At 35.6% G+C, this 20,250-nt stretch carries 15 protein-coding genes and 1 pseudogene; all 16 read left to right on the plus strand.

The genetic code is table 11. The features are described from left to right. The first annotated feature begins 11 nt into the window (after positions 1-11). Entirely contained in the window at positions 12-686 is a 675-nt protein-coding gene (locus ACTTG8_RS07310) for a hypothetical protein (RefSeq protein WP_442561471.1), read from the plus strand. 344 nt (positions 687-1,030) lie between these two features. Then, a complete protein-coding gene (locus tag ACTTG8_RS07315) occupies positions 1,031-1,924 on the plus strand; it encodes a DUF7916 family protein (protein ID WP_442561472.1) in 894 nt (297 codons plus the stop codon). 118 nt (positions 1,925-2,042) lie between these two features. Beyond that, complete coding sequence (locus ACTTG8_RS07320) at positions 2,043-2,825, plus strand: hypothetical protein (RefSeq protein WP_442561473.1); 783 nt, start codon at positions 2,043-2,045, stop codon at positions 2,823-2,825. A 60-nt stretch (positions 2,826-2,885) separates the two neighbouring features. After that, on the plus strand, positions 2,886-4,208 hold the full coding sequence (gene aroA, locus ACTTG8_RS07325; protein ID WP_442561474.1) for a 3-phosphoshikimate 1-carboxyvinyltransferase: 1,323 nt from the start codon (positions 2,886-2,888) through the stop codon (positions 4,206-4,208). Between the two features lie 57 nt (positions 4,209-4,265). Next, complete coding sequence (locus ACTTG8_RS07330) at positions 4,266-5,681, plus strand: HAMP domain-containing sensor histidine kinase (RefSeq protein WP_442561475.1); 1,416 nt, start codon at positions 4,266-4,268, stop codon at positions 5,679-5,681. Positions 5,682-5,683: 2 nt separating this feature from the next. Further along, positions 5,684-6,970 carry a S1C family serine protease gene (locus ACTTG8_RS07335; RefSeq protein WP_442561476.1) on the plus strand — a complete coding sequence of 429 codons (1,287 nt, stop codon included), beginning with the start codon at positions 5,684-5,686 and terminating at the stop codon, positions 6,968-6,970. Beyond that, positions 6,967-7,917: a 3'-5' exoribonuclease YhaM family protein gene (locus ACTTG8_RS07340; RefSeq protein WP_442561477.1), complete on the plus strand. Its 951-nt coding sequence runs from the start codon at positions 6,967-6,969 to the stop codon at positions 7,915-7,917. The genes ACTTG8_RS07335 and ACTTG8_RS07340 overlap by 4 nt, the downstream gene beginning before the upstream one ends. Position 7,918: 1 nt before the next feature. Then, positions 7,919-9,322, plus strand: coding sequence for a 23S rRNA (uracil(1939)-C(5))-methyltransferase RlmD (rlmD, locus tag ACTTG8_RS07345; RefSeq protein ID WP_442561478.1), 1,404 nt, complete (start codon positions 7,919-7,921; stop codon positions 9,320-9,322). A gap of 211 nt (positions 9,323-9,533) precedes the next feature. Beyond that, on the plus strand, positions 9,534-10,403 hold the full coding sequence (locus ACTTG8_RS07350; protein ID WP_442561479.1) for a hypothetical protein: 870 nt from the start codon (positions 9,534-9,536) through the stop codon (positions 10,401-10,403). Beyond that, positions 10,403-12,268, plus strand: a complete 1,866-nt coding sequence (locus ACTTG8_RS07355; protein ID WP_442561480.1) for a site-specific DNA-methyltransferase — start codon at positions 10,403-10,405, stop codon at positions 12,266-12,268. The genes ACTTG8_RS07350 and ACTTG8_RS07355 overlap by 1 nt, the downstream gene beginning before the upstream one ends. A 13-nt stretch (positions 12,269-12,281) precedes the next feature. Then, positions 12,282-15,332: a type III restriction-modification system endonuclease gene (locus tag ACTTG8_RS07360; protein WP_442561481.1), complete on the plus strand. Its 3,051-nt coding sequence runs from the start codon at positions 12,282-12,284 to the stop codon at positions 15,330-15,332. A 27-nt stretch (positions 15,333-15,359) separates the two neighbouring features. After that, the gene (locus ACTTG8_RS07365) at positions 15,360-15,578 is read left to right on the plus strand and encodes a hypothetical protein (RefSeq protein ID WP_442561482.1); all 219 of its coding nucleotides are present in this window, start codon (positions 15,360-15,362) and stop codon (positions 15,576-15,578) included. Positions 15,579-15,669: 91 nt separating this feature from the next. Beyond that, complete coding sequence (locus tag ACTTG8_RS07370; protein WP_442561483.1) at positions 15,670-16,014, plus strand: hypothetical protein; 345 nt, start codon at positions 15,670-15,672, stop codon at positions 16,012-16,014. A 197-nt stretch (positions 16,015-16,211) separates the two neighbouring features. Beyond that, entirely contained in the window at positions 16,212-16,643 is a 432-nt protein-coding gene (locus ACTTG8_RS07375) for a YbaN family protein (protein WP_442561484.1), read from the plus strand. Continuing rightward, positions 16,636-18,114, plus strand: a pseudogene (locus tag ACTTG8_RS07380) (ABC transporter ATP-binding protein/permease); the annotation flags it as partial. The gene ACTTG8_RS07375 and the pseudogene ACTTG8_RS07380, both read left to right, overlap by 8 nt. Positions 18,115-18,474: 360 nt before the next feature. Next, positions 18,475-20,142, plus strand: coding sequence for an amino acid ABC transporter ATP-binding/permease protein (locus ACTTG8_RS07385; protein WP_442561485.1), 1,668 nt, complete (start codon positions 18,475-18,477; stop codon positions 20,140-20,142). The last annotated feature ends 108 nt before the right edge of the window (positions 20,143-20,250 follow it).

Consider the following 20,250-nt stretch of genomic DNA (forward strand, 5'->3'; position numbering starts at 1 on the left):
AGGGAAAATAGATGATTAAAGTAGGAAGCGCAAGAATAGATGAGAACGGCAATATTTCGGGTGGAAGAGCAGGCGACCAGACTAAAAAGGAAGTAGCCACAGAGCCTTATTACAGCCACCCAAAGGGATGGTATATGTTGAGGGCTAAAGACGGTGAGATAGCCAAGAAAATCGGGCAGGCAATGCGTGAAGGCTGTTCAAACGACAATATAGGCTATAGTCAATCTGATAGGTATGGGGTGATAACCAATCTTAAAGTCTATGGAAGAATTGCGAAGATAGCAGTTAAGACAAACGCTGATTGTAGTTCACTCGTCAGGGCTTGCTGTATTCAGGCAGGAATACAGGTAGGTGATTTCAACACAGCCAGTGAAGTGTCTGTTTTAGAAAGAACAGGGGCTTTCCATAAAGCCGTAGTAGTTACTCCAAGTACCAAGTTACAGGTGGGGGATATTCTTGTAACTAGGTCTAAGGGACATACGGTGATTGTAACTGAGTCCGATAGTAAGTCTGAAGATAAACCAAAGCCACAGGCAGGTGGAAAGAGTAAGAAAAATCTTGAAGAAGTGGCTAGGGAGGTTATAGCAGGCAAATGGGGGAACAACCCTGAAAGAAAAGACAAGTTGATTAAAGCAGGGTATATTCCAGCCGAGGTGCAGGCAATAGTAAATAAATTGATGAAGTAAATAATAAGATCAGAGATAGATGCAGATAGTATTTATTTCTGACTTTTTTTTATCTACTATATATAGATAAACTAAAATAACTAAAAAGCATCATAAAAAAATAATATATCATTTTCATATCATTTTTTTATTAAAAATGCAGTAATTAGGCTATTTAGCGAGTATTTTCGGAATGACTTTTAATCAAGTTGTCGGGGGTTCGATTCCCCCATGTCTCAGAGGAGAAAAAAGGCTTAAACTCAGTAGTTTTAGGAGTTTAAGTCTTTTTGTTTTTTTATATATCTTGTGTTGTGCTTGACTTGCATAAGTGTGGATGATATTCTTTGATTGTGGAGGAGAGTTATATGAAAAAAAGATTATTAAACTGTGTAGCAAGCGATATAAGAAAGATGTCGTCCGAAGAACTGAAAAATGCAATTATTGCAAGCGAGGGTAGAACAATACTTGGAGAGACGGTGGTAACAGCTGCACCTTTATTTGAGGATGTTACAAATGCTGAAGTGATGTCTGCTTTTGGTGCAGATTTAATACTACTGAATGAGTACGATGTATTTACAAAATATATTAATGGGATGAATGTAGATAATCCTATTTCTTATATAAAAGAACTTACGGGCAAGCCGATTGGTATTAATCTTGAGCCTGTTGATGAAACGGCTGAGGGGATGGAAGAACTTATAACACTTCCATTAGGGAGAAGAGCCACTAAAGAAACCTTTGAAGAGGCTTGGAAACAGGGAATAGATTTTATTTTGTTGACGGGAAACCCGGATACAGGTGTATCAAATAATAGTATTATGAATTCGATAGAGGTAGCCAAAAAATATTTTAAGGGATTAGTATTTGCAGGAAAGATGCATACAGCAGGGTTTTCAGAGAAAATATTATCAGAAGATGCTATAATGGGATTTATGGATAAGGGAGCGGATGGCATATTAATACCTGCGGTAGGTACTGCACCCGGAATAGGAGAAGCTGAGTCTTCGGTTATTGTAGATAAGGTAAAGATGAGAGGTGGAATAACTATAAGTGCAGTGGGAACAAGCCAGGAAAGTGCAGATACAGATACTATACGCCAGATTGGATTGTGTAATAAAAGGGTTGGGTTTGATATTCATCATTTGGGGGATGGTGGATATGGAAGGGTTCCAGATCCGGAGAATCTTATGGCTCTTTCTATCTGCATACGAGGAAAGAGGCATACTTATATGAAGATGAGTAGGTCAATAAAAAGATAGTATGGGATAATATAAATAAAATCTTTGCTATTATGGGGAATTTATGCTATTATGAAAATAGATAATTTTCATTTAAACAATATAGTAAACTGTCACGAATCAAGGAGGGAGAGTGACTATGGAAATGGTAGGTATAAACACAGGAAGTGGATATAATGCCTACACACCTAGAGGTGGTGTAGGAAGTTTAGGGCAGGAAAAGATAAGCATATTTTCTGCAAATATGGACGTTGCTGGTAAGACAGTAATTGATGAAAAAAGGCAGACAAATATAGAAAAAACTCAACTTGAGAATCAGGTAGCTATTTCTCAAGATGGAGATACTTTGCAGATTAGTGCCAAAGCTGCTGCTAAATTTGAGGAGGCAATAAAAGAAGTTAAAGATAAAGAGCAGTATGATGATAATGAGCTTAAGGAGCTTGGCAAAACTAATGAAGCAGACAGGTTAAGGATTAAGAATGAAGAGGCTGAAAATGTGCGTAAAGAAGCTAGACTCAAGGCAGAGAGAAAAGCTGAGATTATTAAAGAACTAGCTGAAATAAATCAGAAGAAAGAAATTAAGACAGAAGAAAGTCAGGCTGTTTCTTTTGCAGGTAAGTCAGATTCAGATATAACAAGGCTTTATCTTGAAGGAGAGATTACAAAATCTGATTATGATTCAGAGATGTCAGTTAGGGAAAAATTAAGAGAAGAGATTACAAATAAGGATAATGATTTTGTAAATAAGACTTCTGAAGGAGATAAGCAGGAGAAGAGGATTGAAAGATTTGGCAAGGAGTTAAAGATAGCATTTTCGGATTCTACTTCAAAGACATTTGATGCTGTTACAAGACTTGATACAATAGAAGCAGCAGAGGGTATCAAGAAGGATGAAAAAGAAGTAAAATTTAGTTATAAATAAATTAAGCCCATCAGATTGATGAAAATCAGTCCGATGGGGTTTTTAATATGGAGATAACAGATGGAAAAATATAGGGTTAAAAGTATTTTTAACAATATAGAAAGTAGTGAGGTAATAAGAGTTAAAGTTCCGGGTTCTAAGAGTATAACGAACAGGGCACTTCTTATTGCTGCCCTTGCAGATGGAGAAAGCAGACTATCAGGAGCATTATTTTCAAATGATGCAAAAAATATGATAGATTGCTTGAATGTTCTTGGGATAAAGACTGATATGGATGAGGAAAATGAAACTATAATTTTACAGGGGTGTGGAGGAAAAATTCCTGTAAAAGAGGCTAGTATAAATGTAGGTAGTGCAGGGACAGCAGCAAGATTTATAACAGCGTTGTTAGCCTTTAGTGGGGGGATTTATCATCTAGATTCTTCAGAGCAGATGAAAAAACGACCAATGAAACCATTTTTAGATGCTTTGATAAGTCTTGGAGTTATAATTAAATATGATGAAATAGAAGGGCATTTTCCTTTTACACTAGATTCAAGAGAGGTAAGAGGTGGAGAAATAAGGCTTGATACAAGTATTAGCAGTCAATTTTTAAGTGCTGTTATAATGACAGGATTTTTGCTGAAAGGTGGACTCAAAACTATAATAACAGGGGGTAGAGAGAGTCTTCCTTATGTGAATATGACTGTAAAGGTGATGGAAGATTTTGGAGTTACGGTAGATATAGATAACGAAGATGGTTTGATTTCATATATTTTAAAAGAAGGAAAAGGATATATGGCAAGAAAATATGATATTGAACCTGATGTTTCAGCTGCCTGTTATTTTTATGCAATGGCAGAAATTCTTGGATGCAGGGCTTGCGTTGAGGGAGTACATTTAGATAGTATTCAGGGTGATATAGAGTTTGTAAAATTATTGAAGAAGATGGGAGCAAGTTTATCAGAAGACGAGCATGGAATTGTATTTCAGGGGGCAGAAGAAGGTAATTATGAGGGAATAGAGGCAAATCTAAATAGCTTTTCAGATCAGGCGCTTACTTTGGCAGCTATAAGTGTATTTGCAAAAAGTCCAACAAAGATTACAGGAGTAGCACATATATGTTTGCAGGAGTCGAATAGACTAATTGCTATTAAGACAGAACTTGAAAAACTAGGAATTAGGACTAAAATGGGTAAAGGAGAAATAACTATTTTCCCAAATAGAATGGATGATACAGAGGTAGAAATAGAAACTTATGAGGATCATCGTGTAGCAATGGCATTTTCTCTTATAGGGCTTAGAAGAGATGGGATAGTAATTAATAATCCTGAATGTTCAGCAAAAACATTTAAGGATTATTTTAGGGTTTTAGATGGGATAACAGCCACATTATCATTGTAAAATAAGCCGAATTTCGGTATACTATATCTGTATGAAATAATATGAAGGTGCAGTATTATGAAAGCAAATCTATTTTTTAAGTATCTGGTTTGCTACCTCCTTATAGTTATTAGTTCTCTTTTAATACTAAATACAGTAGGAGCAGGGCGTATCAGAAATGGGATTATTGAAGATAATATAAAATCAATGAAGGCAGAGGCAGAAACAATTACCAGTGACTACATGAAAGGGTATTATTCAGGGAATATGTCTATTTTTGATGTAGATAATGGACTGAAGACTATAGACACCTTTGCAGGAGCAAGGATTATGATTGTTAATGCAGTAGGTGAGGTTATTTCTGATAGCAGAGGACCTTCTTTTGATGAAAACAAGAATAGGCGGCAGTTACCTCAGTGGCTCTTGGCAAGAGATTCTTATATAGGAGGAAATATAAAAGAGCTTTCGGAAAACTCGATAGTGGCTGTAATCTCTCCGATAGACATAGATTTTGTATTGAAAGGCTATGTTGTGATTTCTATGGAAATGTCAGGGGTTGATAAGGAGGCAGCTTATAGCATAGATACTTTAAATATATGCTTTCTAATATTGGGTTTAGTATTTTTTATAGCACTTCTCTTTTTATACAGGATATCAATAGTTCCGTTGAGGGCAGTAATTAAAGGGGCAAGAGAGTATGCAAAGGGGAATTTTGACTACAAACTTAAGGAACAGAGGAATAGGCATGATGAGTTTAGGGACTTAATGGATACTATAGAATATATGGCAAAAGAACTTAGCCTTATAGAGGAGTATCAGAGAAAATTTATTTCAAATATTTCTCATGATTTCCGTTCGCCGCTTACTTCAATAAAGGGATTTGCAACAGCGATGATAGATGGTACAATACCGCCTGAACTTTATAATAAGTATCTGAATACAATATGTTTCGAAACGGACAGACTTACAAAGTTGACTAGCGGACTTATTGAACTTGGTAAATTTGACAGTCATCAGGCACTTTTAGATATAAAAGAATTTAATCTGCATAGCATGATTAAGCAGACGGTGGAAACTTTTGAGGGGAGATGTAGAGAGAAACATATTTTTCTAAACCTTATTTTTGAAGGTGATGCAGCCTTGGTAATGGCAGATAAGGGTAAGATTGAGCAGGTATTTTACAACTTAATTGATAATGCAATAAAATTTAGCCAAAATGATGCTGAAATAAATATAACAACAAGGGCTAAGGGAAATAAGGTAATAGTTTCTGTTAAAGATTATGGAATAGGAATACCAAAAGAAAGCCTGAAAAAAATATGGGAGCGTTTTTACAAGACTGATCCGTCACGAGGGAAGGATAAGAAGGGAAGTGGCTTAGGGCTTTCAATAGTTAAGGAAATCATTCAGTCACATGGAGAAGAGATAGATGTAATAAGCACTGAAAATGCAGGAACAGAGTTTGTATTTACACTTAGTAAATCAGGGGTATAATTATGAGTGATGACAAGGATTATAAGTTCATTAATGAAAAAATAGTTCCAAAGAAGATGCACCCTGTGAAGAAGTTTCTACTGGGATTCATAGCAGTTTTAATACTTGGCTTGGTATTTGGAGTTGTAGAACGGATAATATTTGAAATGACCGGAGAAATTCTTCCTAATTTTGGAATATTTAAGAAAAATGATTCAGTGGAACTTGGTAAGAAGGACATAGCATCAACCGGTGCTGTAATTGCATCAGAAAATGCTATACAAGAAGTAAAGGAAAAAAAGCCTGTAAAGGATAATAAACAGGTAAAGATAATAGAAAAAAGAGTTTTTGCAGATCTTACTGATTATAGGCAGGTTCTTAATAAGTTTGGAGAACTTGCAAATAAGCAGAATGAGGCTGTGGTTGAGGTGCAGTCTGTAGTTAAGGGGAAGGACTGGTTTGAGAACCCTTATGATGCTGTCAACAGGGCAGCAGGCTATATTATTGCAGTTCAGAATGATGTTGCATATATTCTTACAAGCTATAAGGGAATTAAGTCTGCTGATAATATAAAAGTAAAGTTTAAGCAGGGATTTTTGACAGATGGAACTATAAAAAATTATAATGCAGGTTTGGAGCTTGCTCTTGTTATGGTCAATTTAAAGGGAATAGCGAGGAAGGACGATATTCAGCCACTTAAGTTCGATGGAATAAATTATAAGAGTATAGGAGAGCCTGTAATGGCTATCGGTACACCTAATGGCAATATTTATTCTGTATTGCCCGGTGTAATAACAGGGACGGATACTTTGTTGAGGGTGGATGATTATTGTTTGGCTACGCATTTTACCGATATTAATATTTCCAAGAACGGAGATGCACTGTTTGTAGATTTTGATGGAAATGTGATAGGAATGTATTTTAAGGGGAGTTCTGATTCTACTCAGATTATTAGCATTTCAAAGATTATGACTTTCCTTGAAAAAATGATAAATGATAAGCCTTTGCCTTATATTGGTATTAAAACCAAGGCATTTGAAGGTGCTGAGGATAAAACAGGGATTTCAGGAGGTATACTTATAGACAGTGTGACCAAAGGTTCACCTGCTGACGATGCAGGATTTAAAGAGGGTGATATTATTTATGAACTGGATAATGTGCATCTAGAAACAATGAATGATTATGAAAATCTTCTTGAGAGTAAAAAACCAAAAGATAAGGTAAAGGCACTTATATATAGGGTTACAAGAAATGAAGGCAAGAAAATAGAACTAGAAGTAGAGATAGGAGATAGCAGAGGAATAAAATGAGATATATAAAAGATATTAAAGATGGTGATCAGTTAAATGGCATATATTATTGTAAAGAAAAGAAAGAGCTTAGAAGTAAAAATGACAAGCCTTACTATTCTTTGGTCTTGCAGGATAAGACAGGAAGTCTTGACGGTAAGGTTTGGGATACTAATTCAAACGGTATAGAGGACTTTGCAGGCGGTGATTTTATTTGTGTGCAGGGGCAGATAACAGTTTATATGGGGGCTTTGCAGGGAAAGATAATAAGAGCAAGACGATGCAATGAGGGAGAGTATGATTTAGCTGATTACATACCTGTATCAAGGTATAATAGGGAGGATATGTATAATGAACTTCTAAATATAATTGATACAGTTAAAATGCCTTTTTATAAAAAACTCTTAGATGTATTTTTTAGGGATAGTGAATTTGCAGATAAATTTAAGAACCACTCAGCAGCAAAGACGGTACATCATAGTTTCGTAGGAGGACTTTTGGAACATTCTCTAGGAGTGATGAAAGTTTGTGATTTTATGTCAAAGCAGTATCCTATTTTAAATAGGGATTTGCTTATAACGGCCGCTCCACTCCATGATATAGGTAAGATGGTCGAATTAAGCGGATTTCCAACTAATGAATATACGGATTCAGGACAGCTTTTAGGACATATTTATATTGGTGCCAATATGATTAGTGAAAAAATTAACGAGATAGAAAATTTTCCTAGAAGACAGGCGGATGAATTAATACACTGTATTTTATCTCACCATGGTTCATTGGAGTTCGGTTCACCTAAGGTGCCGGCACTTATGGAGGCATTTGCACTTAGTCTTGCAGATAATATGGATGCTAAGATGGAGACTTTCACAGAGCTTTTGGAAGTAAATGAGGGAAGAAACGACTGGCTTGGCTATAATAAGCTCTTTGAGTCAAATATAAGAATAGCTACAAAGAATAAGGAATAATATGTTTGAGAAAAATGAAATCTTAGAACTTAAAATTGAGTCTATCGGTAGTGAGGGAGAGGGTATAGCACATGTAAATGGTTATACCCTTTTCGTGAAGGATACAGTTCCAAAGGACAGGATAGAGGCAAGGGTTGTAAAGGTCGGTAAGAATTTTGGATATGCAAGATGTGAACGCATAATAGAACCGTCACCGGATAGAATAGAGGCTGTCTGTCCTATTTCAAAGCGTTGTGGAGGCTGTCAGTTTCAACACCTTTCTTATGAGGCTGAGCTTAAGTTTAAGCAGGAAAAGGTATTTAATTGCATAAAACGCATAGGCGGATTTAAAGACGAAGAGATACCTATGCTCCCTATAATAGGATGTGAAGAGATTATGCATTATAGGAATAAGGCTCAGTTTCCGATTGGAGTGGATAAAAACGGTGAAATAGTTACAGGGTTTTATGCAGAACGAAGTCATGAGATAGTGGACACAACAAAATGTTATATTCAGGTAGAGGAAAATGAGCTTATTTTAAAGACCGTCAAGGCATTTATGCATGAATATGGAATATCAGCGTATGAGGAGAAAATAAATCCAAGGACAAAGAAACCGGAAAAAGCAAGGGGACTTGTGCGCCACATAATGACTAGAAAGGGCTTTGCTACAGGTGAAATAGGGATTTGTGTGGTAATAAATGGCAATGAGTTGCCAAATGTGCATAAATTTATAGCTATGGTTTTAAAAGCATTTGAGAACAGAGCAGATGTAAAGATAACCGGTATTTGCATTAATATAAATAAGAAAGTTACGAATGTGATTTTTGGTGATGAGTTAAAATGTGTCTATGGTAAGCCCTATATAGTTGATATGATAGAGGATATAAAGTTTCAGATTTCTCCATTTTCTTTTTATCAGGTAAATCCGATGCAGACGAAAAAACTCTATGGTAAGGCTTTGGAGTTTGCAGGACTTACGGGAGAAGAAGTGGTTTGGGATCTTTACTGTGGCATTGGTACTATCAGCTTGTTTTTGGCTAAGAAGGCAAAGGAAGTTTACGGTGTGGAGATAGTAGAGGCAGCAGTAGAGAATGCGAGGGAAAATGCTAAATTAAATGGAATCGAGAATGCCTATTTTACAGTTGGCAAGGCAGAGGATGAGGCAAAAAAACTCCCTAAGCCTGATGTAATAGTGGTAGATCCGCCAAGAAAGGGCTGTGACGAAAAACTGATTGGTACGATAATGAACTATAAGCCGAGTAGGGTGGTTTATGTCTCCTGTGACCCGGCGACACTTGCTAGGGATTTGAAAGTACTTTGTGGGGATGGGGGATATAGGTTAGAGAAGGTGCAGGCAGTGGATCAGTTTCCGAGAGGGGTGCATGTGGAGAGTGTGGTGAGGCTAAGCATAGGAATGAATTAGGTCATTCTAAGATAGTGATTGAAATAAGCGAAGAAAACATACTCAAGATGATAGGATGATAATGAAGATGGATAAAGAATTAAAGCTGAGATTATAGACGAGATAATTGATAGATTGAAATTCTATAAAAGTATCTAATTTTCAATAAGGATATAAGCATAATTTTTAATTGTATAACTAAAGAGATTCTGGAAAATGGAGGAAGCCTATTGTGAAAATACGAACTACTGAGAATGATCATACTTTCCAAAAAAAATTATTTGAAAGGTTAAATGCATACCAGCTTCAAGGGCTACTTATTAATTCAAAAGATGAGTTTTCAGCTGGTGTTGAGGCAGTTCAATACGAAGATTATGAAGAATATAGAATTCCTTTTTCCGAAGAAGAATTGTGGGCTAAATATATTCTTACTAAGGAAATAGGCATTCCAATGTATCTAGTATATTATTGGAAAAGACTTTATTATATCTTGAAAGTAAATAAAGTAACACAAGGAAAAGCTAAGCCATCTCTAGTGAACAAGGTGGGAATGAATGAAGATGGTTTTGCACGATGGTGGAAAGGACTAAAAGGAATGCCACAAACAAAACACTTGAATAATGGAGCAAATGTTAGAACTGAGAATACAGTATTCGATGGTGTATTAAGAAGATATGGCCTTGAGTGGGGTGGTAATATTGATGGATTTATTCTATCTAACGATAATAAGAAAGTTTTATGCGTAGTAGATAACATATCTGTTTCCATTGATGATTTAAGAGGGAATAAGGCTGATCCAGGAGTATATTTTCATAGTTCAAATCCAAAACATGGACCAAGATATGAAGGATGGTACGGTGCAGTTAAGCTATCAAATCAGTTAAAGGTCCCCCACATGTTACTTACGATTGATAAAAGACACCCTGAATTAGAACATGTTGGTATGACTTTTATTGATGATTTATCGCCCGATGGTTTGTCGTACATAGATAACATTTCACCTAACAAACGTGTTATTGATGGAATTGCTAATATTAGACAAACTTATGCTAAATTAATTAAATGTATGCATGCACCTACTTTAAAAAGAAAGGAAGACTAATGGAAAAGATGAGAATGGAAACGAAAAATATTATACAGAATAACCTTAGAATAATTCAGGAGGCTTTTCCGCAATGTATTACTGAACATGAAGTGGCAGATGGGAAAATAAGTTTAGGAGTTGATTTTTCAAAGCTTAAGAAATTCCTTGAAGATTCAATTATTGACGAAGATAAAGAAAAATATGAATTTACTTGGGTTGGAAAGAAAAGAGCAATAAAGGATGCTAACAGTATAAGCAGAATGACATTAAGACCTAAGATGGCTGGTAGTGAAAACTGGGATTCAACTGAAAATCTATATATTGAAGGCGATAATTTAGAAGTTTTGAAATTGCTACAAGAAAGCTACTTCAATAGTGTAAATGTCATATATATAGATCCACCTTATAATACCGGAAGCGATTTTATTTATAGAGACAGTTTTACACAATCAAATGAAGAATATGAAACTGCGTTAGGACAAATGGATGATATGGGAAATCGTTTATTTAAAAATAATGATAGTGATGGGCGATATCATTCAGCTTGGTGTTCTATGATTTATTCTAGACTATTACTTGCAAGAAATCTATTATCAGATGACGGAGTTATATTTATAAGTATTGATGACAATGAACAAGAAAATCTTAAAAAAATTGTTGATGAAGTGTTTGGACCATCAAATTTTATTGCACAAGTGGTTTGGGAAAGATCATTTTCTCCCGTAAATCTAAAAAAACATTTTTCTGAAAGTCATGATTATATTCTTTGTTATGCAAAAAATATTGATAAAGCTGTTTGCAATGGATTACCACGAAATAATGAAAGCTATAGTAGATATTCTAACCCAGATAATGATGAAAGAGGTCCTTGGACTTCTGGTGATTTATCAGTTGGACCACCAATAGAAAGTAAAATATATGAGATTATTACACCTTCTGGAAGAAAAGTGCTGCCGCCTAGCGGATACTGTTGGAGATTAGATAGAAAAACGTTTGAAGAATATGTGGTAGATAATCGAATTTGGTTTGGACCAGAAGGTAATAATGTACCACGAATCAAACGTTTTTTATGTGATGTTAAACAGGGAATGACACCAATGACAGTTTGGAAATTTACAGAGGTTGGACACTCTCAGGATGCAAAACAGAAACTCAAAAATTTATTTGGTGGGAAATCATATTTTGATTATCCAAAATCAGTTGAGCTATTGAAGCGATTTATAAGGCTATATGGAGCTGATAATTCTCTTATATTAGATTTTTTTAGCGGTTCTGCGACTACTGCCCAGGCAGTTATGGAAGTTAATGCAGAAGATGGTTCTAATAAGAGATTTATTATGGTTCAGTTGCAAGAAAAATGTGATGAAAAGACTGAAGCTTTTAAGGACGGATATGCAACTATCTGTGATATAGGGGAGGCTAGGATAAGAAAAGCAGCCATGAAAATACTAAAAGAATATCCTGAGTCTAAGATAGACACAGGATTCCGTGTGTTTGAATTGGCAGATAGCAACATGAACGATGTATATTACACTCCCTCAGAATACTCTCAAAATTTACTCTCGATGTTAGAGTCAAATATTAAACCTGATAGAACTGACTTAGACTTATTATTTGGTTGTATTCTTGACTGGGGGCTTCCGCTTTCGTTACCTTATAGCTCCAAGCAAATTGAAGGATGTACTGTTCACAACTACAATGATGGAGATTTGATTGCGTGCTTTGATGAAAATATTCCAGAGTCTGTAATAAAAGAGATTGCAAAGCAACAACCACTTCGTGTGGTATTTAGAGACAGTTGTTTTAAGGATAGCCCTACAAAGATAAACGTGGGTGAGATATTTAAGCTATTGGCACCTGACACATCAATAAAAGTAATTTAAAGAGGAGAGACTAATGAAACTACGATTTAAGCATCAGAAGTTCCAAGCTGAAGCTGCAAAAGCAGTAGTAGATGTTTTTGCAGGACAGCCATATTTGACTCCTTCTTATATGATGGATAGAGGTAATAGGACATATCAGATGTCGCTGACAGATGAGAAAGATTTTACAGGCTGGGGAAATCAGCGTATTGTACCGGAACTAAATAATAAGATTATATTGGAGCATATTCAAAAGGTTCAGAGAGCAAATCAGATAGAGCCTTCACCAAAGCTGGAAGGAACATATAACCTTACAATTGAGATGGAGACCGGTGTTGGTAAGACTTATACCTACATCAAAACAATGTATGAGCTCAATAAGCATTATGGATGGAGTAAGTTTATCATTGTTGTTCCAAACATTGCTATTCGTGAAGGAGTATATAAATCATTTCAGGTCACACAGGAGCATTTTGCAGAAGAATATGGTAAGAAGATAAGATTTTTCATCTACAAATCTACACAGCTCACTGAGATTGATAGATTCGCATCTGACAACTCTATTAATGTAATGATTATCAATGCTCAGGCATTTAATGCAAAGGGTAAGGATGCTAGAAGAATTTATATGAAACTGGATGAATTTAGATCCAGAAGACCCATTGATATCATAGCTAAGACTAATCCTATTGTTATTATTGATGAGCCACAGTCTGTAGAAGGTAATCAGACCAAGAAGAACCTGGAAGAATTTAATCCTCTTATTACTTTGCGTTATTCTGCCACACATAAAAGTGATAGTATCTATAACATGATATATCGTCTGGATGCTTTGGAGGCATATAACAAGAAACTAGTTAAGAGGATTGTGGTTAAGGGCATTAAGGAAACAGGAACTACTGCTACAGATAGCTATATATATTTGGAAGGAATTAATCTTTCTAAGAAAGATCCAACTGCTACTATCCAGTTCCATGTAAAAGGAGTGTCAGGTGTAAAGACGGTGTCAAAGAAGGTTGGCATTGGATTTAACTTATATCCTAACTCAGGGGAAATGGAACAATACAAGAATAACTTTATCGTAAAGTCTATTGATGGACGTGATGATTCTGTTGAATTTATCAACGGTATTAAGATTTATGCCGGAGATGTAATCGGTAAAGTTAGTGAAGAGCAGTTTCGTAGAATTCAGATCAGAGAGACTATTCTTTCCCATATTGAAAGGGAGCGTCAGCTGTTCTACAAAGGGATTAAGGTACTATCTTTGTTTTTTATTGATGAAGTAGAGCATTATAGAAAATATGGCAAAGATGGAAACCAGGAGAATGGTATTTTTGCAGATATGTTTGAGCAAGAGTATGAGGATATTATAAAGAATCTTCAGCTTGAAACAGGGGAGGATGATTATATTAAGTATCTGCAGAATATCAGTGCAAAGAACACACATACAGGTTATTTTTCTATTGATAAGAAGGGACATATGATCAATAGCAAGGTTGGCCGTTTTGAGACGTCTTCGAATGATGTTGATGCATACGACCTTATTATGAAAAACAAGGAACTTCTTCTAGATCGTAATCCTAAGAAGTCACCGGTAAGATTTATTTTCTCTCACTCAGCACTTAGAGAAGGCTGGGATAATCCTAACGTATTTCAGATTTGTACTTTAAAGCAGAGTAGCAGTGATGTTCGTAAGCGCCAAGAAGTTGGTCGTGGTATGCGTCTTTGTGTAAATGAAGATGGAGATCGTATGGATGAGAATGTTCTTGGAACTGATGTTCATAACATCAATATTCTTACTGTTATTGCCAGTGAAAGCTATGACAAGTTTGCGAAGGATCTTCAGTCTGAAATTGCTGAGGCTGTTGGTAACAGACCACGTCAGGTTACAGAGATTTTATTTGAGAATACAAGAGTTCATGATAAAGACGGTAACGAAGAGACTGTTGATGCTGCTATGGCAAGAAGAATTATCCATTACATGATTAAAATGGATTACATAGATGAAAACAATGTACTGACAGAGAAATTTTATGAAGACAAGGCAAACGGAGAAGTTAGTTTTGGTTCAGAAATGGATCAGTATAAGTCTGATCTTATGGTGATTCTTGATAGTATTTATGATGATACAAAGATGAAACCTGAGAATGCTAGAAGTAATAATATTGAACTTAAGGTAAATTCTGAAAAGCTGGCAATGCCGGAATTTAAGGCTTTGTGGAGTAAAATAAATGCAAAGACTGCATATGTGGTAGATTTTGACACAGATGAGTTGGTTAGAAAGGCTATAAATGCACTAGATAGTAAACTTCGTGTACCAAAGATTTCCTTCAAGGTCGAGACTGGTTCTATGAAGGAGATTAAGTCAAAAGATGAGCTTTTTTTAGGAGAATCATTTGAAAAGCAGAAGTTAGGTATTTATGATGAGCATAAAGTAGCAGTTAATACGAGTGTTAAGTACGACTTAGTTGGTAAGCTTGTTGAGGAAACCGGACTTACAAGAAAGGCTGTTATTCAGATTCTTATGGGAATACAACCATCTGTATTTAATCAGTTCAAGGATAATCCGGAGGAATTTATTATTCACGCTGCTAAACTCATTAATAATGAGAAGGCTACAGCAATCATTCAACATATTACTTATGATGTTTTGGATGAAAGATATGATACAGATTTGTTTACTGATGCTACTATTAAGGGGAAATTGGATGTAAATGCTATGAAGGCAGACAAGCATTTGTTTGATCATATTGTCTATGATTCAACGAATGAACGTAAGTTTGCACAGGAATTGGATGTCGCATCAGATGTTGCAGTATATGTAAAACTTCCTGATGGATTTTATATTTCAACACCAGTTGGTCATTACAATCCTGACTGGGCGATTGCTTTCAAAGCCGGTACAGTGAAACATATTTACTTTGTCGCAGAGACAAAGGGCTCTATGGATACGATGGAGTTGCGTGGTATAGAAGAAGCAAAGATTCACTGTGCAAGAGAGCATTTCAAGGCAATTAGTGGTCAAAATGTGATTTATGATATTGTTGATAGTTATCAAGCGTTACTAGATAAGGTGATGAAATAGGATAGTACCCCTTGGAAGGAACTGAGCATGAACATAAATGAAGAAAATAATAATAAAGCCAACATCTCAAATGAAGTTTGTAAGGGTTGTGGATGGCAGTGCCCGATTAATGAACTTTCCTGCAACAAGGGACGGAGATTAAACGGTGTGCCGGAGATTGTAGCAAGTATTCCAGTAAAAAGACCTTCATCAAATCCTAAGATTGAGAGATTTCTGCATAGATTAAACAGGTCGGGTAATGAATAGATGGTGAATAGTTTATTTTGTGGTGTATAAGTCAAGGCAGTAACGGTTACACCGTATGAGAAAGAAATAAGCCGAGAAAAAGGAGAAAATTATGCAACCATACAATGATAGGGATGAAAATATACAGCAAAATTTTGAAGAAACAGTTAGATATAAGAAAAAGAAACAAAGTGATGTTTCAAAAATAAAAGCGAAATCTAGTCACAAACATATTAAAAAAGAGTGTTTGTTTGTATGTAATTCTAAGAATATATATTATGGGCATTATTGTACTGTATGTGGTAAGATTACCGATTGGACAAAACCTATGATTAAAGAGAAATTAAATGGCAGGATGGTTTATAGATGCTTGAGTGAAAAAGAAATCTTTGAAGAGTATAAGGACTTGGAACATAAAAATATTACAGATATATTTAATAAGTATATTTCTATGTAGAAGATATTAAAGTAATGAAGATAGATAAACAAATCAATTATAACTTAATTGTTAGCTGTATTTGCCTATATTGAAAGTGAACTTTCATATAGGCAACATAAGCTAACAATCTTAGTTTTTCAGATTGCATAAAATATCTTTATCAGCTAAAATGATAAATAATATTAAAATAATTATCCTAGTTGTAGGGGGGAGTAATGGGAAAAAACAGGATTATAAAAATAATTTGGATAATACTTGGCTTTGTTGCATTTGGAATAGGTACGATAGGAGTAATAGTACCCTTTTTGCCTGCATTTCCGTTTTATATGCTGACACTATTCGCCTTTGCTAAAAGTTCTGAGAGACTTCACAAATGGTTTATTTCTACAAAGTTGTATAAAAATAATCTTGAAAGTTTTGTAAATAAAAAAGGAATGACAGTAAAAACTAAGATAAGAGTCATTGCCTGTGTTACAGTAGTAATGGCTTTTGGTTTTATTATGATGAAACATGTACCGGTTGGCAGAATTGTGCTTTCAGTAGTTTGGGTATTTCATGTGATATATTTCATATTTGGTATAAAAAACTTGAATGAGGAGTCTCAGATTACTGAAAATTTAGAAATTGAGGGTGGAGAAAATGATTAAAAAGAGATTGATAGGACTTTTGTCGCAAGCCGGTAAACATATTATTTTTCATATTCTTTTACAGCTTGTTTCTTTAATAGCACAGATTGTGCTGGTTTTTAAACTAACTAATGTATTTGATTTGGCTATAAATGGTAAGCTTGACAGACAGGCTCTCCTTTTTGCAATCGTAACTTTTGTAATTGTTTATATAATAAGAGTTACTTGTGAAGAACTGGAGGCAAGGGAGGCATATCTTGCAAGTGTGGATGTAAAAAGAGTGCTTAGGGAGAAGATTTATGATAAGCTGCTTAGACTTGGTGCAGGCTATAAAGAAAAAGTTTCAACTTCTCAAGTAGTACAGCTTAGTTCTGAGGGAGTAGAACAGCTTGAAACTTATTTTGGAAGGTATCTTCCTCAGTTTGCTTATAGTATGTCAGCTCCTATCATTCTTTTTGTTGTGCTTGCAATAAAGGTGAATTTTGTAGTTAGTTTGCTACTTCTTCTTTTAGTTCCTCTTATCCCTGTTTCCATAGTTGCAGTTATGAGGATTGCAGGACGGCTGTTTAAAAAATACTGGGGAGTGTATTCAGAACTTGGCGACAGCTTTTTAGAGAATCTTCAAGGTCTTACTACTTCTAAAATATATAGGGCAGATGAAAGAAAAGCAGGTGAAATGGATGTAGAAGCCTCTCTTTTTAGAAAAATTACTATGAGAGTGCTGACTATGCAGCTCATATCTACAACAGTTATGGATATACTGGCTTATGGTGGTGCAGCAGTAGGTATGTTGGTGGGAATTAATTTTTTTATGCGAGGCAAAATAACCCTTGCAGGAATGCTTACGGTTATTCTTCTTGCATCTGAGTTTTTCCTTCCATTAAGACTGCTAGGTTCATACTTTCATATAGCAATGAACGGTATGTCGGCTTCTGACAAGATATTTGAACTTCTTGATATGGAAGAGAAAGAGGCAGGAAGTGAAGATATAGATGACAAAACACCTGTAATAAGTCTTTCTAATGTTGATTTTGCTTACGATGAAGAAAGAAGGATATTGCAGAATATAAATATGCTCTTTCCTAAAGGGAGTTTTACATCCATAGTAGGTGAATCAGGCTGTGGCAAGAGTACAGTAGTTGGAATAATTTCAGGAAGAAATAAGGGGTACAAAGGAAGTATTAAGTTCGGTTCTAAAGAACTTAGGGATATAAAAGAGTCCTCCCTATTAAAAAAAGTAACTTTAGTCAGGTCAAGCGGTTATTTATTTAAGGGAACGGTAGAGGAAAATCTTAAAATGGCAGATCCTAAGGCGACATCTGAAATGCTTTGGGAGGTTCTTAGGCAGGTAAGACTTGATGAACTTTTTAAGGAGAGAGATGGACTTAATACTGTAATAGCAGAAAAAGCAGGCAATCTTTCAGGTGGGCAGGCTCAGAGGCTTGCACTTGCAAGAGCATTACTGTCAAATGCAGCTGTGATGATATTTGATGAGGTTACTTCAAATATAGATGCTGAGAGCGAAGAGATGATAATGGAAGTAATACGGAGTCTTGCCGGTAAGCGAACTGTTATTATGATTTCTCACAGACTTTATAATGTAATAGAATCTGACAATATTTATATGATGAATAAGGGAGAGATAGCTGAAAGTGGTACACATTCTGAACTCTTGGCAAAGAAGGGAGAATATGCAAAATTATTTAATGCGCAGGCTTCCCTTGAGGCTTATGCTAAAAAGAAAGAACTTAAGCCGAATTTGAGAAAGAGTGTAGTATCGGAGGGAAATAAGGTTGACGAACCTAGTTTTAAAGAGCCTGAGAAGACGGGACGCAGAAGTGGAATAGCTATTATGGGAAGGCTTATAGTGCTGATAAAACCACTCTTACATATTATGGCAGCAGCAATACTCTTGGGGATATTGGGATATATCTGTGCAATTTCTCTTACTTTGCTTGGTGTTAAGGCAGTAGGAATGGCTACCGGAGGATTTTTATCAGAGGTGACACAATATATTTCTAATAATACAGGAATTGCTGATGCAGTCACTAAGATAATGTTTGCAATGGTTATAGTTGCTGTATTTAGAGGAATTTTCCATTACATAGAACAATATTGCAACCATTTCATAGCATTTAAAATACTGGCAGTTATAAGGCATAAGGTGTTTGATGCCCTTAGAAGACTTTGTCCGGCAAAACTGGAGGGTAGGGATAAGGGTAATCTTATTTCTATTATAACGACTGATATAGAGCTTTTAGAGGTATTTTATGCACACACCATTTCTCCGATAGCAATAGCCTTTGTTGTTTCAGTATTGATGACCGTATTTATAGGAAGTTATTCATTGGCAGCAGGAATATTTGCACTTGTGGCTTATATTGTAATAGGAGTAATCATACCTATTATAAATAGTAAAAGGGGAAGTTTACTGGGTATGAACTTTAGAAATTTTGTAGGAGAACTTTCAAGTTTTGTACTGGGTGAACTGCGTGGTCTTGATGAAACAATCCAGTATGGGGCAGGAGATGCCAAGAAAAAAGCAATTTATGAGAAATCAGTGAATTTAGCAAAGATACAGGGAGAACTTTCCGAAACGGAGGGTAAGCAGCGAGCCCTTACCAGTGGGGCAATACAGCTGTTTTCATACGGAATGTTGTTTTTAACTTTGGTGCTTTATAGCAATGGAATTATAGAGTTTGAAGCTGTGGTTATCTGTACTGTGGCTATGATGAGTTCATTCGGTCCGGTGGTAGCTCTTTCAGCTCTTTCAAATAATTTGAATCAGACTCTTGCGAGTGGGGAGAGGGTACTTACCTTACTTGAAGAAGAGCCTGAAGTGGTAGAAGTATCAAGACAAGAAGGTAGTGTTTCTCTATCAAAGTTTAATGGAGCCAAAGCGAAGTCGATTAATTTCTCCTATGGAGATAAGAAGATTCTTGAAGATTTTACCTTAGATATTAAAAAAGGTAAGATTTTAGGCATACATGGAGCAAGTGGTTCCGGTAAGTCTACATTTCTTAAACTCCTTATGAGATTTTGGGAAACAGATAATGGAGAAATTTTAATATCTGATAAGGATATTAAGCAGATTGTAACTGATGATTTAAGAAGGCTTGAAGGCTATGTGACTCAGGAAACACATCTTTTTGCAGGTACAATAGCTGAGAATATAGCACTTGGTAAGCCTGAGGCAAAACTAAAGGAAATAAAAGAGGCAGCAAAGGAGGCTTCGATAGATGAGTTTATAACTAGCCTGCCAAATGGGTATGAAACTAAGGTAGGAGAGCTTGGAGACACGCTTTCAAGTGGAGAAAAACAGCGACTTGGTATAGCAAGAGCCTTTCTTTACAATGCACCGTTCATCTTGCTTGATGAGCCTACAAGCAATCTAGATTCACTTAATGAAGGCATTATTTTAAAGGCTCTTAAGGAAAAGAGTAAGGGAAGGACTATATTACTTGTATCACACAGGGATTCCACTATGAATATTGTGGATGAAATGGTGGAGATGGGATAAAATCTGAGATAGTAATAAAGATGATTTGTCTGTTTTAACATTTATATAATAACATAGGGCAGAAATCTTAAATAGGATTTCTGCCCTTTTATCAGCTCACTCTTAGCT

This window comes from Catonella sp. (genome assembly GCF_052173895.1).
In the GTDB taxonomy this organism is placed as follows: domain Bacteria; phylum Bacillota; class Clostridia; order Lachnospirales; family Lachnospiraceae; genus Catonella.

Bases quoted from the DNA above. Each gene is read 5' to 3' on its own strand.
- ACTTG8_RS07310 (WP_442561471.1), top strand. From the start codon at position 12: ATGATTAAAGTAGGAAGCGCAAGAATAGATGAGAACGGCAATATTTCG.
- ACTTG8_RS07375 (WP_442561484.1), top strand. From the start codon at position 16,212: ATGGGAAAAAACAGGATTATAAAAATAATTTGGATAATACTTGGCTTT.
- ACTTG8_RS07370 (WP_442561483.1), top strand. From the start codon at position 15,670: ATGCAACCATACAATGATAGGGATGAAAATATACAGCAAAATTTTGAA.
- ACTTG8_RS07315 (WP_442561472.1), top strand. From the start codon at position 1,031: ATGAAAAAAAGATTATTAAACTGTGTAGCAAGCGATATAAGAAAGATG.
- ACTTG8_RS07365 (WP_442561482.1), top strand. From the start codon at position 15,360: ATGAACATAAATGAAGAAAATAATAATAAAGCCAACATCTCAAATGAA.
- ACTTG8_RS07360 (WP_442561481.1), top strand. From the start codon at position 12,282: ATGAAACTACGATTTAAGCATCAGAAGTTCCAAGCTGAAGCTGCAAAA.
- ACTTG8_RS07335 (WP_442561476.1), top strand. From the start codon at position 5,684: ATGAGTGATGACAAGGATTATAAGTTCATTAATGAAAAAATAGTTCCA.
- aroA (WP_442561474.1), top strand. From the start codon at position 2,886: ATGGAAAAATATAGGGTTAAAAGTATTTTTAACAATATAGAAAGTAGT.
- ACTTG8_RS07355 (WP_442561480.1), top strand. From the start codon at position 10,403: ATGGAAAAGATGAGAATGGAAACGAAAAATATTATACAGAATAACCTT.
- ACTTG8_RS07320 (WP_442561473.1), top strand. From the start codon at position 2,043: ATGGAAATGGTAGGTATAAACACAGGAAGTGGATATAATGCCTACACA.
- ACTTG8_RS07340 (WP_442561477.1), top strand. From the start codon at position 6,967: ATGAGATATATAAAAGATATTAAAGATGGTGATCAGTTAAATGGCATA.
- ACTTG8_RS07385 (WP_442561485.1), top strand. From the start codon at position 18,475: ATGGGAAGGCTTATAGTGCTGATAAAACCACTCTTACATATTATGGCA.
- rlmD (WP_442561478.1), top strand. From the start codon at position 7,919: ATGTTTGAGAAAAATGAAATCTTAGAACTTAAAATTGAGTCTATCGGT.
- ACTTG8_RS07330 (WP_442561475.1), top strand. From the start codon at position 4,266: ATGAAAGCAAATCTATTTTTTAAGTATCTGGTTTGCTACCTCCTTATA.